This window comes from Flavobacterium cerinum, assembly GCF_024496085.1.
Classification (GTDB): Bacteria; Bacteroidota; Bacteroidia; order Flavobacteriales; family Flavobacteriaceae; genus Flavobacterium; species Flavobacterium cerinum_A.
On sequence record NZ_CP101751.1, the window covers coordinates 1957218 to 1970126 of the forward strand.

The 12909-nt window shown below is 37.2% G+C and carries 14 protein-coding genes; 11 read left to right on the forward strand and 3 right to left on the reverse strand.

All coding sequences use genetic code 11. The features are described from left to right. Positions 1 to 14: 14 nt before the first annotated feature. The 5 genes from NOX80_RS08735 to NOX80_RS08755 all read left to right on the forward strand — a co-directional run bounded on the left by NOX80_RS08735 (position 15) and on the right by NOX80_RS08755 (position 3237). Positions 15 to 980: a T9SS type A sorting domain-containing protein gene (locus NOX80_RS08735; protein ID WP_256552902.1), complete on the forward strand. Its 966-nt coding sequence runs from the start codon at positions 15 to 17 to the stop codon at positions 978 to 980. A gap of 151 nt (positions 981 to 1131) precedes the next feature. Further along, a complete protein-coding gene (locus NOX80_RS08740; RefSeq protein WP_256552903.1) occupies positions 1132 to 1650 on the forward strand; it encodes an RNA polymerase sigma factor in 519 nt (172 codons plus the stop codon). Next, positions 1628 to 2068 carry a hypothetical protein gene (locus tag NOX80_RS08745; protein WP_256552904.1) on the forward strand — a complete coding sequence of 147 codons (441 nt, stop codon included), beginning with the start codon at positions 1628 to 1630 and terminating at the stop codon, positions 2066 to 2068. Before NOX80_RS08740 ends, NOX80_RS08745 begins: the two co-directional genes overlap by 23 nt. Positions 2069 to 2094: 26 nt before the next feature. Then, positions 2095 to 2634, forward strand: coding sequence for a DUF4252 domain-containing protein (locus NOX80_RS08750; protein WP_256552905.1), 540 nt, complete (start codon positions 2095 to 2097; stop codon positions 2632 to 2634). 63 nt (positions 2635 to 2697) lie between these two features. Next, positions 2698 to 3237, forward strand: coding sequence for a DUF4252 domain-containing protein (locus tag NOX80_RS08755; RefSeq protein ID WP_256552906.1), 540 nt, complete (start codon positions 2698 to 2700; stop codon positions 3235 to 3237). Between the two features lie 25 nt (positions 3238 to 3262). Here the strand turns inward: NOX80_RS08755 and NOX80_RS08760 are convergent, their stop codons facing one another. From NOX80_RS08760 to NOX80_RS08770, 3 genes are all read right to left on the reverse strand, one after another. Then, entirely contained in the window at positions 3263 to 4423 is a 1161-nt protein-coding gene (locus tag NOX80_RS08760) for a PepSY-associated TM helix domain-containing protein (protein WP_256552907.1), read from the reverse strand. A 24-nt stretch (positions 4424 to 4447) separates the two neighbouring features. Next, positions 4448 to 5167: a DUF4198 domain-containing protein gene (locus NOX80_RS08765; protein ID WP_256552908.1), complete on the reverse strand. Its 720-nt coding sequence runs from the start codon at positions 5165 to 5167 to the stop codon at positions 4448 to 4450. Between the two features lie 68 nt (positions 5168 to 5235). Beyond that, complete coding sequence (locus tag NOX80_RS08770) at positions 5236 to 7611, reverse strand: TonB-dependent receptor (RefSeq protein ID WP_256552909.1); 2376 nt, start codon at positions 7609 to 7611, stop codon at positions 5236 to 5238. A gap of 435 nt (positions 7612 to 8046) precedes the next feature. Between NOX80_RS08770 and NOX80_RS08775 the strand changes: the two genes are divergently transcribed. The 6 genes from NOX80_RS08775 (at position 8047) to NOX80_RS08800 (ending at position 12900) form a co-directional block, all read left to right on the forward strand. Further along, on the forward strand, positions 8047 to 9105 hold the full coding sequence (locus NOX80_RS08775) for a saccharopine dehydrogenase family protein (protein WP_256552910.1): 1059 nt from the start codon (positions 8047 to 8049) through the stop codon (positions 9103 to 9105). A 58-nt stretch (positions 9106 to 9163) separates the two neighbouring features. Further along, complete coding sequence (locus NOX80_RS08780; protein ID WP_256552911.1) at positions 9164 to 9589, forward strand: MarR family winged helix-turn-helix transcriptional regulator; 426 nt, start codon at positions 9164 to 9166, stop codon at positions 9587 to 9589. A 25-nt stretch (positions 9590 to 9614) separates the two neighbouring features. Beyond that, the gene (locus NOX80_RS08785) at positions 9615 to 10049 is read left to right on the forward strand and encodes a DUF1330 domain-containing protein (protein ID WP_256552912.1); all 435 of its coding nucleotides are present in this window, start codon (positions 9615 to 9617) and stop codon (positions 10047 to 10049) included. A 6-nt stretch (positions 10050 to 10055) separates the two neighbouring features. Next, the gene (locus NOX80_RS08790) at positions 10056 to 10949 is read left to right on the forward strand and encodes an alpha/beta fold hydrolase (RefSeq protein ID WP_256552913.1); all 894 of its coding nucleotides are present in this window, start codon (positions 10056 to 10058) and stop codon (positions 10947 to 10949) included. Positions 10950 to 11055: 106 nt separating this feature from the next. After that, a complete protein-coding gene (locus NOX80_RS08795; protein ID WP_256552914.1) occupies positions 11056 to 11439 on the forward strand; it encodes a hypothetical protein in 384 nt (127 codons plus the stop codon). A 42-nt stretch (positions 11440 to 11481) separates the two neighbouring features. Next, positions 11482 to 12900 (forward strand): aminotransferase-like domain-containing protein, encoded by a 1419-nt coding sequence (locus NOX80_RS08800; protein ID WP_256552915.1) that lies wholly within the window; start codon positions 11482 to 11484, stop codon positions 12898 to 12900. Positions 12901 to 12909 lie beyond the last annotated feature (9 nt).

A 12909-nucleotide genomic window follows, 5' to 3' on the forward strand; every position in this document is an offset into this window, starting at 1 on the left:
AATAAAAACAACACATGAAGCGAATACTACTTATTGCCTCTTTAGGACTAACAACAATTATACAAGCACAATCTTATGCACCGCCGGCAGGAGTAGAAGGATCTACGGCAATTGCGGCGAGTAGCTCACAATTTGTAGGATGGGCAACAGCGGCTACAGTTGTACGCGGACCGCAAGATATTATTAATCCTACAGGAGCATTGGCGAATGCAGGTTCACCTGAGTATGCAACCGGAGCTGCTGATGGTAGCGGAATTGTAAGTCTTGGAGATGGCGGAAGTGCGGTATTAACATTTGCCACACCGATCGCAAACGGACCCGGATTTGATTTCGCTGTTTTTGAAAACGGTTTTTCTGATACCTTTTTGGAATTGGCCTTTGTAGAAGTAAGTTCCGATGGCGTGAATTTTTTCCGTTTCCCGGCACATAGTGAAACACAAACTGCAACACAAGTTGGCGGTTTCGGTAGTGTAGACTGTCGTTATATTAATAATCTGGCAGGAAAATATAAAGCAAGTTTTGGTACGCCGTTCGACTTGTCAGATATTCCGGATAGTCCTTTATTGAATAAAGATCGGATAACTCATGTTAAAGTGATTGACGTTATCGGTACTATCGATCCGCAGTATGCTTCACGTGATAGTTTCGGAAATATCGTAAATGATCCGTATCCGACACCTTTCGGATCAGGAGGTTTCGATCTTGATGCAGTTGGAGTGATCAATCAGGCTGTTTTAGGAACAAAAGATTTTGTAACCGAAGAATTCAGTATCTACCCGAATCCGGCTCGTGATATCGTTTATATCAACTCAGAAAAAGAGGCAAGTATCGTAATCTACGATTTATACGGACGTCAGGTTAAAACAGTTGCAAAAGGGAATCATAAACAAATTTCAGTATCCGATCTAACATCAGGAACTTATTTAATTACTTTGGAAGCCGAAGCTAAAAAAGAAGTTAAAAAGCTGATTATTAAATAGACATACTTATTTTTTATATCGTATAGCAGGAGGGAAATAAACTTTTTCTCCTGCTTTTTTTATTATTTTTAATAAAATTTAAAAATGGTTGTAACAAAGTATACAGCTGTTCGTCTTCATTATATAAACCAAAACTAACCAACCCCAAATTATGAATCAACAGGAGTTTATCAAGTTAATTTCTCCTTTTAAAGACAAACTGTTCCGGATGGCGAAACGTTTGCTAGTGAGTACTGAAGAGGCTGAAGATGCCACTCAGGAAGTTTTGGTGAAATTATGGAAAAACAACGAAGTGCTGTCTAAATATAATAGTGTAGAAGCTTTTGCAATGACAATGACTAAAAATTATTGTCTGGATCAGTTAAAATCAAAAAGGGCATCCAATTTGCAGATTGTACATAATAATTATTCCGACGGAACGGCAAGTGTTCAGAAACAACTGGAAGACCGGGATAGTTGGAATTGGGTAGAAAAAATAATGCAGGATTTACCCGAACAACAACGTTTGATTCTTCAGTTAAGGGAAGTGGAAGAATATGAATTCTCCGAGATAGCTAAAATTATGGACATGAATGAAACGGCAGTGCGAGTGGCGTTATCGAGAGCAAGAAAAATAATAAGAGAACAATTGGTTAAAAAACACAATTATGGAATTCAATTCAATGGATAAGTTAATCGAAAAATACTTTTCAGGAGAAACCAGTATTGCCGAAGAGAAAGAGTTGAAAAACTACTTCTCGCAGCCGGATGTGGCGCCACATCTAGAGCAATATCGTGCAATGTTTGGTTACTTCGGACAGGCAAAAGACGAGCAGTTTACAAAAACAGTTCCACTAAAACCCAGAAAACGTAGTTATGTAGCATGGATTTCTGTTGCTGCGAGCGTCGCTCTTTTGTTTGGCCTTATCACGTACCTGAATCCGAAACAACAGGATCAGCAGGATCTTGGAACATTTGACAACCCGGAAACAGCTTATATGGAAACCCAGAAAGCGCTTGAAATGGTGTCGGAAAATGTGAACATCGGAGTTAAAGGTATGGGATACATGAAAGAATATGAAAAAACAACCAAAACAATTTTTAAGTAAAACAAAAAGTAAAAACTAACAAGAATATGAAAACGATAGTAAAGAAAATAGTAGTAGCAATTGCCTTAATAATAATGCCAAGTATGGTTTTTGCACAATCGCCTTTTGAAAAATTTGCCGACCAGGATGATGTAACATCTGTAGTAGTAAATAAGAAAATGTTCGAAATGATGAGTAAGGTGAAGATGGATACATCGGACAAACAAACTCAGGTTTATATCAGTTTGTTAAAAAAACTGGATAACCTTAAAGTGTATACGACTAACAGTGCCAAACCCGCTTCGGAAATGAAAAGCAGTGTGGCGGCTTATTTAAAAGCAAACCCTTTGGAAGAATTAATGCGTGTAAACGATAACGGTAAAAACGTAAAAATTTATGTAAAATCAGGAGCTACAAGCAGTCAGATTAAAGAGTTGCTGATGTATATCGAAGGAGGAAGCGGTAAAGGAAATGAAACCGTGCTAATGTCATTAACCGGTAACTTTGATCTGGATGAGATTGCAGCCTTAACAGAAAAAATGAAACTTCCGGGTGGTGAGTCTTTAAAAAAAGCATCACAGAAATAATATAAAAACAGAATTCCTGCTCTTTCCAAAAGGGCAGGTTTTTTTAACATAAATATCAGATATATGAAAAAAATAGGAATCCTGTTAGCTGCACTTTCGTTATCGCTGGCCGGTTGTGAAAGTAAACCGAGTTTACAAAAGTATTTTGTAGAAAATTCGGAAAAGAAAGAATTTATAGCTGTTGATGTCTCGCCTAGTATTCTTAATACGGATAAAGTAACATTGTCGGCTGAAGAAAAAGAAGCTTTAGAATCCTTTAAAAAAATGAATGTATTGGCATTTAAAGCAGATGCTAAAAATGAAAAAGAGTTTGAAGCTGAACGAACAAAAGTAAAAGAGATTCTTAAAGATGAAGAGTATCAGGAACTGATTAAAGTAGGAAACGGAAAAGAAGGCGGAGCTATCTATTTTGTCGGAGATACCGATCATGTTAGTGAGTTTGTTCTTTATGGAAGTAAAAAAGAAAACGGATTTGCTGTAGTTCGTATCCTGGGAGAGAATATGAATCCGAATCATGTAATGTCTCTTTTGGGCTTACTGAAAAAAGGTAATATCGATATGGAACAACTTAAACCGTTACAACAGTTAATGGTTAAACCATAAAAAAAAAGCCCGTCAGGGCTTTTTTTTATTTCTTCTTGAAGTTTCTTCCGTACCAGATTAAAAAGCCGGTAACCGGAAGCATTCCGCAAATAAAACACGCGATAAAAGCAATAATTTTACCGGGAATTCCTAATATGGCTCCGACATGAATATCGTAATTGGCCGTAATCAGTTTCTCTCCGAAATTTTTTTCGCTATGATCACGTTCCAGTAAAAGCTTACCGCTATATTGATCAAATTGTAAATTGTGACTAATATAATAGGCTCCTGATACTTGTTGTACATAGACATTGATCACATCTGTTTCACTTGCCGGTTTTCCATAGCTATAAGCACTCGCATCAGGATATTTTTCACGGCTAACCGCCAGAGTGGTATCCAAAGCGGAAACAGTACCCGGTTTTGCAATAACAGATTTTTCAGTTTTAACATCCGGAGGTGTAGTCGTTCCTGCTCCGGCTACATATACAATAGCCTGAAACCATGTAAAAGCCCATACCATACCGGTAAATGCAATGATTACTGCAATAGAAGCGATATAAAAACCGAGAATATTGTGCAGATCATAATTTTTACGCTTCCATTGTGTCGTTGGTTTCCATTGGAACCATACTCTTTGTTTTCGAGCTGCTTTGTTTTTGGGCCACCACAAAATAATACCGGTGATCAACATGATCACAAACGTAAAAGTGCCCCAACCGATAATCGGTTGTCCGATTTCGGTTTCTAATAACAAACTCCAGTGTAGAAATTTTACAATATTGAAAAAATCGGTGGTTTCATCATAAATACCCTGAATCTTTCCGGTATAGGGATTTACATAAATGGTCTGGTAATAGTCAATATTCCCGAAATAAAAGATTGAATCGGGTTTGTCACTTCTTTTAAAACTACGAAATGTCCAGGTTTTATCCGGATCATTATAAACACCGATGGAAGCACTTTTTATACGCTCTCCCAGTTGCTGTTGTGTACTTTCCCATAATTGACTGACAGGAATTGTTTTTTCGGCTTTTTCGGTTACGTAAATAGCGTCCCTGCGAAGCCATGTTGTAATCTCTTCGTTAAAAACAAAGATACAACCGGTTACGGAAAGAAACAGTACAATAATACCGGAAGCCAATCCCAGCCATAAATGGATTTTTCCGATCCATTGTTTAAAAGTTTTGTTTTTCTTTTTGGTCATTATGGAAAACAGTTTTAAGAATAATTAGTTCGGAAGCGTATAAACAGCACTATGCCAGATAAACTGATAGTCTTTACCGTTGTAATTTCCGGGTGTTTCTTCTTTATTTGTCGCTTCAACTACATATTGTGTCGCATACGGTGTTTTAAAAGTAAGCGTCCCGTTTTTATCGGTTTTGATTTTTCTGGACCATTGATCCGGAATAAATAAATCGATTTCTTTTTCGGCAAACGGTTCGTTTTTATAGGTAATTTTTAAAGTTACTTCTCCCGTTTTTTTGGAAATGTCAGCGATTGACAAACCGGATGGATTTTGAGAAACGGAATCAGTAGAATTAGTACCTACGGTTGTTTTAGCGGTAGCGTGATAATGGGTTTTAAAAATCCCGAAGTTATATTTGGTAAAATCGATCACCTCAATTTTATCGTTATCCAAAATAAAAGTGTAGGTTCCGTTTGTTTTTGGAGTGAATGATGCTTTGTAAAATAAATCGGAAGGGGTAACGTCCAGTTTTGTTTTGTCTCCGTTCGGTGCAATAGCCCAAAGGGTAAAATGCTGCATTTTATTAAAAGTATCACTGCCGACTTTCTCACGTACACCGTGTCCGTATTCACCGAAGTAAACTTTTACTTCCTGTGGCGTATTGATTTTTCCTTTTGAATTGGTTTCAATCCACATAAAATGGGCAAAACTTTTTGAAATTCCCATTACAAAAAGGGCAACAAATAAAAACAAATTTCTCATAGTGATTATATTTTAAGGATTAAGACAAAAACTCCCCATCAGGGGAGTTTTATAACTAACGAAATAAATTAAAATTTATAAGTTAATCCGGCCGTGATAGAACGTAATGCCTGCGGACTAACTGTTGACCATCCTGAATAATATTTCTCATTTGAAATATTGTTCATTTTCAGGATAATGTTGAATTTATCACCCGTATAGGATAATGCTGTATTGATTACCGTATAACTTGGTAGGGAGAACGTACCGATATTTGAACGGTTCAGTGTTTTTTGCTCACTGGCATAATTTCCTCCGAAACCAAAACCGAAACCTTTAATACTTCCTTCAGTAAAAGTATAATTAGCCCAAAGATTAACCAGAGTTTCCGGTCCGGCACTTTCGGGACGAAGTCCTAAATAACCGGAAGTTTCCAGGTCTTTGGTTACTTCTGCATTATTATTACTGAAACCGGCAATAATGTTTAATCCTGCTACCGGATTTGCTACTACGCTTACCTCAATACCTTTGCTTCGGATCTCTCCGCCTTGTGTATAAGTAGCCGGTCCGTTTCCTACATTCATTACAATATTGCTTACTTTAATGTCGTAATAACTTACTGTAGCACTTAATTTATTGTTGAAGAAATTTGATTTCACTCCAAATTCCAACTGATTGGCTTTTTCAGGATCGAAGGTACGGAAGCCTTCTCTTTCCATAGTAGTTTGGTTGGTGATAGCTTGTGGTAATACGTTTTTAAATCCGTTCATATAATTAGCAAAAACAGATAATTTGTCCTGAATCGGTTGGTATAATAAACCGAATTTAGGAGAAAAAGCAGTTTGTCCTTTCTTTTCATCTTCCACTTGTCCGATAAAATGATCAACACGTAAACTCCCCATAGCTGATAAAGTAGGTGTAATATTAATTACATCTGAAATATAAGCAGCATAGGTTTCCGTTTCAGCATTAGATCGGGTAAAAGTTGTTGTAGCCAATGCTGTATCGGCAGCTAATTGTGTCAGGTTTCCGGTATCGGCACCGGTAGATAAAGTTACTTTACCCAGTCCTGTCCATCCGGAACCGTTATCTTTTTGGATACCGTTATAATAGTCTAAACCAACTACCATACGGTTACGTAAACCGGCAATTTTAAAATCTCCGATAAAGTTTTGTTGAATATCAGTACTATACGTCTGAGCGTTTGCTTTTGTAATATAACGATCAAAAGAATCATCAGTTCCGGTACTGTATAAATAAGAATAATATCCGTCAGATTTTGCCGTACTTCTGGAAATTGCCGTTTGGGAAGTCCATGAATCGGATAGTTTGTATAACATCTGCGCCTGTAAGCTAAAACTTGGATTGCTGATAGAAAAGGCGTTTGAAGTAAATGAATTTTTATAGTTTTTATCGAATAGTTCGATGCTGTTAAACGGCAATGGCGAATTTCGGTTTAAGAACAGCATTGGAGCATAGGAACCTTCTGAACTTAAGAATTCTGTATTGATCATAAAGGTTAAACGATCGGAAGCTTTATACGTTAAGGACGGTGCTACAAAAAAAGATTTGTTATAACCCGCATCCTGAAAGCTGTCACCGTTTTGAAAAGCGGCATTTACACGTAAAAACACATCATTATTTTTACCAAGCGGCGTGTTAACATCTGCTGTTACTCGGTTTACACCGTAAGTTCCGGCTAAATAAGACAATTCTCCTCCGAAAGTTTCATATGGTTTTTTAGTCACAACATTGATCAAACCACCATAAGAGATCAGGCTACTTCCGTATAAGGTTCCGGACGGACCTTTGATTACTTCAATACTTTCGATATTTGAAAAATCAATTTTACCGTTATTGATATACGGTAAGCCATTTAACATCGTGGGTTGTACAGAGAAACCGCGCATTGAAAAATACTCGGCACCGTCACCGCCACGTCCGGTCGATTCCCATAAACGGGTTACTCCGGTAGCATTTTTAAGGGCATCATTAAAATTGGTTACTACCTGTTCTTTTAACAATTCAGCCGGAACCGATACATAAACCTGTGGGTTTTCGATATCTTTTAACGGCATTTTGGAAACCGTTGTGCTGGTTCTTCGGGTAAATTTGTTGGTTTTTTTCTCGTTGATCACGACATCGTCAAGCTCATTAACGGCTTCTTTTAAAATGATGTTCGGAACTACGGTTTCTGCTGTGTTGACAGTAACTTTTGTTTCTGTTCTTTTGTATCCTACCATGGTTATACGGAGTGTATATGTACCATAATTCAGATTGGAAAGTGTGTACTGACCATCATAATTTGATGCCGTACCGAATGAAGTTTTTAATATTGTAATACTGGCATTGGGCAGCGCAACACCGGATTCATTTTGAACAACTCCTTTTATCGTTCCTTTGTTTTGTGCAAATGTTACGATCGAGAAAAAACTCAATAGTAACACAAGGATTTGTCTGTTCATCGTATTGTTTTATTTAGATTTATTAAACTTTATGCAAAATTAAATTCCAGTGTTTTAATAGCCAAATTAATTTAGAATAAATAAAAAATAATATGTAAGATATTGATTGTTATTGTTTTGTGTTTTGTGTTGCGTAAAATTGAGTAGAAAATTATAAGATTTTTTTTCTAAATTCTAAGCAACAAAATTAGCATACCAAATCTGAATTGTTAATTTTTGTCGGATTTTTAAAATTTCACTTTTTTGTGACATAATATTGCAGGATCTTTAATTTGTAGCTTGTTATAACTTTTGGATCTACAACTATTTTATTTTTGGAAGAGCAATAAATCTTCTGTAACTATAGAAATCTTATAAGAAATCGTTGAAATTTTATAACGGTATAGGGTTGAAGTCTGACCTACTTTTGAGTAATCAAAATTTAAATTCAGACAAATGAAAGATAATATAGTAGTGATCGGTGGTTATGGTGCTGTTGGTGGTGTCATCAGTCGTAATTTGGCCCATTATTTTCCGGGAAAAGTTATTGTTGCCGGAAGGAGTTGGGATAAAGCGGAACAATTGGCAAAGAAATTAGAACATAAAGTGCTCCCGTATCAATTGGATATATCAGATCCGGAAAATATTGTTTTACCTGCTAATACAAGTTTAGTGATCATGTGTATTGATCAGGATAATGCCCGTTTTGTAGCACAATGTATCGAAAGAGGAATACATTACATTGACATTACAGCAAATCAAAAACTGATAACCGAAATTGAATTGCTGGACGATAAAGCTAAAAAGAATGAGGTAAGTGTTATTCTGAGTGTTGGTCTGGCTCCGGGAATTACTAATTTACTGGTACAACAAGGGATAAACCAACTACCCGAAAGTATTTCGGCTTCTATCTCGATGGTATTAGGTTTAGGGGAGAAGCATGGTGATGCCGCATATCGATGGACTTTCGACAATATACATTCTTCTTATATACTGATGCAAAATGATAAACCGGTAACCGTTAAAAGTTTTTCGATTCCTGAAAAAACAACATTGCTGGGAAATCGCCGGTTTTATTCGTTTAATTTTTCGGATCAGCACACTTTGTCAAAAACAACACAACTAAAACAAGTGGTAACGCGAATGGCATTCGATTCGGAATGGATAACGCGCGGTATGGCAATATTACGAAAGACAGGTCTAACTCGGCTATTCCGCTTCAAAATGATACAGAATAGTTTAATTCCGATATTTAAAAAATTGGGTATCGGGAGTGATGTATTTGGAGTGAAAGCGGAAGTTGTCAATTCGAAAGGCATGCGCTATAGTTGTAGTCTAACCGGCTATGGAGAAGGGAAAGTCACGGCATATTGTGCTATAGAAACGGCTTTATACTTAAATGATAATCCTGCTTTATTTGGTGTCAAACATTCGCATCAGATCATTAAAAATATTCCCGACTTTTTACAGCGCCTGAAAAAATATGATGAAACATTGCAAATTAGTATTGACTGATAAAGAAAAAATAATACATTTGCGATAAATAAATACTTGATCACTCAAATATATATCAATGATAAATAAAGATTTAATTTTTCTGATTAACATGGCCAAAGTTCAATCGGTTGTGGCGAGAAGATTCGATGCGCTTAGTGTACATGGAATCGGATTTAGTGATTTTATGATATTGTATTTACTCAATACGGCGCCGGAACATAAGATGCGTAGAATTGATTTGGCAGATAAGATCGGATTAACGGCTTCCGGTGTAACTCGTTTACTGGCTCCGATGGAAAAAATCGGATTAGTAGGAAGAGAGGCTAATCAGCGGGATGCCAGAGTTAGTTATGTAGTAATCACAGCAAACGGAGAAAAAATATTTGAAGAAGCGAAGGTAACGGCTGAAATAATTGCTAAAGAAATTCTGCCGGCTAAAAAAGGAAAATCACTTCGGATGATGTTGGAACTTTTGGCTGATCTCGGCGGAAACATCCAATAATGTTTATCGATAAGAAATGAAAATAATGACAACAACAAAATATTTATACCCTGAATATGAAGCAGGTAAAAGATTGTTTCAGAAAAACATATCGGGTTCGATTGTAAACCTGAATCTGATCCGGTTAAAAGAAATAGCAGACTATTCGGAGAATCCGGATTTAAAACCGGAAAATGAGATAACCGGTCGGGAAGCTTTTTTAAACTATATCCGGAAAACAGAACCGTTTCTAACAGCAGCAGGCGGAGAAATTCTGTATATCGGAAAAGGCGATCATTTCCTGATAGGTCCGGATTCTGAGCGTTGGGACATTGCGATGCTCATCCGCCAGAAAAGTGTTGGCGACTTTTTTAGCTTTGAACAAAACGAAGCCTATATGAAAATTGCCGGACATCGTAAAGCGGCTATTGAAGATTCCCGTTTATTACCGCTTGAAGATATTTTATTAACGGATTTATAAGATAGGATGCAAACGATAAAACAAGATAATGTCGAATTATGTTATGAGGTTTTAGGCGAAAATAATAAACAAAACCTGATATTGATTTCCGGCTTAGGAAGCCAGATGATTCGTTGGGATGCTGATTTCTGTGCTGTATTAGTACAAAAAGGTTTTCGAGTAATCCGGTTTGATAATCGGGATTCCGGTTGTTCCGTTTTTCTTTCGAAACAAAAAGAAGAATATGGAAATGACATTGAAAAAGCTTTTGAAAAGGTAAAAGCAAAAGGTGCTCCGTATTCGCTTTATGATATGGCTACAGATGTAATTGCTTTGATGGATCACTTGCATATTGATAAGGCTCATATCGTAGGTCGTTCTATGGGAGGGATTATAGCGCAATTAATCGGAGCAGATTTTCCGAACCGTGTTTTGTCACTAACCATTATTATGTCGACTTCTCTGAATCCGGTTTTGCCACCCGTAGCTCCGGATGTTATGGCAATGATGACTCGGAAACCGGTTAATCCGATTGCAGACAAACAAGGTTATATAAAGGATGCTTTGGCTTTTGCCCGACGAATTGGCGGAACAAAATACCCATTAGATGAAAACAGGGAGATCGAATTGATTGAAAATGAATTGAAACGTTCTCGATCTGAAAACGGTACGCTACGACAGTTGTTGGCGATGGGAACTATGGTGTTTGATGAAACAAAAGCAAAACAAATTACGGTACCGGTTGTGATCATCCATGGAACGGATGACCCGATTTTTCATCCTGATTGTGCCGTGGATCTGGCCCGTTTAATTCCACATGCTAAATTGCTACTGATGGAAGGTATGGGACATGCGATCCCTTCGGAATTGTATTCGTATTTCGGAGCGGTAATTGCTGAACAATCTAAAGGAATCTTATAAAGAGCCAATCCGGTTATTTTTTCTGTATCCATAAAAATAAGATTTTCTGTATCTGTAACTATAGGTTGTGACGCTATAGCTTTGTATTGTTTTAAAGAACAGAATTATGAAGCAAACCCAGTCAGACAAAGCGATCTTGCATATTCAGGAAGTATATGCTTCCGATATGACGCAATTAAAATCTTTCTTTAATGTATTGCAGGATCAATCACAGGAAATGCCGGTAAATGAAACTTTCGGAATCCCTTTTTTACAAATAAAAGAAGAAGAAAAGTTAATCGGTTTTGCTAGTTTGATACTAGATGAAAATGATAAAGCCGACTATGTTTTATATCCGAAGAACCTGACTAATGATAAAGATGATCAACAATGGAAAGAAAAAGTAGATAATGTTTTCCGTGAAAAACAACTGACTTTTTTTAAAGATAAAGATGCTTTTCAAAAAGGAATCATGCGATTGTTAAATTGGTTGAATCACAGTTATAATTAAACAGAGCAAAACAAAAAATGTACATTTGTGAAAACAGTTCCTATGAAGACTAAAGAAGCATTATATCAGAAAATAGCGCGAACCATTACGGAACAAATCCAAAACGATACTTTGCAGCAGGGTGATAAATTGCCCTCTATTCGTAGTGCCCAAAAACTATATAATGTAAGTCTTAATACGGTAAAACTAGCTTATCTCGAACTGGAAAGTCATTCTTTAATTGAGCCACGACCTAAATCAGGTTATTTTGTGAGTCAGACAGCGCAACGGAAACGGGCTTTACCGACTATAACCCGGATTACAACATCGGCGAAAGAAGAAACACCGCAGGATTTGATCGATAAGGTTTTCGGAACGATAGCCAAAGAAGATGTGACCCAATTTGCTCTGGGGATTCCGGGGAAAAACTTTCTTCCGTTGGCGAAGCTAAATAAAGCAATTGTAAAAGCTGTAAAAGATAGAAATGATAGCGGAACGTCCTACGAACCGGTTCAGGGAAACGAACATTTGCGTCGTGAAATTGCCAAATGGGCGATGGTGTTGGAAGGAAAAATTACAGAAGATGATCTGGTTATTACTTCCGGAGCGATCAATGCGATTTACAACGGATTAATGGCTGTAACTAAACCGGGAGATGCCGTTGCAGTTGAAACACCGGCTTATTTCGGAGTGTTACAGGCGATTCAACTTTTGGGATTACGAATAATCGAAGTACCGACACATCCGGTTTTGGGCGTCGATCTTGATGCATTAAAAAAAATACTACCGGAGGTAGCGGCCTGTTGTTTTGTGACTAATTTTAATAATCCGATGGGATTTCAAATGCCGGATGAAAATAAAAAAGAATTGGTTCGGCTGATTACACATTATAATGTACCGCTGATTGAAGATGATTTATACGGAAACTTATTTTTTGGTGCTGAACGTCCTAAACCCTGTAAATATTATGATGAAGCCGGATTGGTAATGTGGTGCGGATCGGTTTCGAAAACAATGGCTCCGGGTTATCGGGTCGGATGGATTGCACCGGGACAATTTAAAGACAAAATCATTCGGCAGAAGATCGGACAAACGGTTTGTTCCCCATCCTTATTTTCGGATGTGGTTGCCCACTTTCTGGAATACGGTAGATATGATCATCATTTGCGTACGTTTCGTCATAAAATGTATGCTAATTACTTACAGATTCAACGTGCTGTAGAAGCCTATTTTCCGGACAATACTAAAGTATCACAGCCCAAAGGCGGTTTTATGCTCTGGTTAGAACTCGACAAACGAATCTGTACGGAAGATTTATATGATCAGGCCATAAAACAAAAAGTGAACTTTGCACCGGGAAGGATGTTTTCACAATACAATCAGTATAATAATTGTATGCGTCTGAATTATGCAATGGAGTGGACCGACCGGGTTGAAAATGATCTGAAACTATTGGGGCAGCTGGTAAAAAATAGTATTTAGTTTTTTACC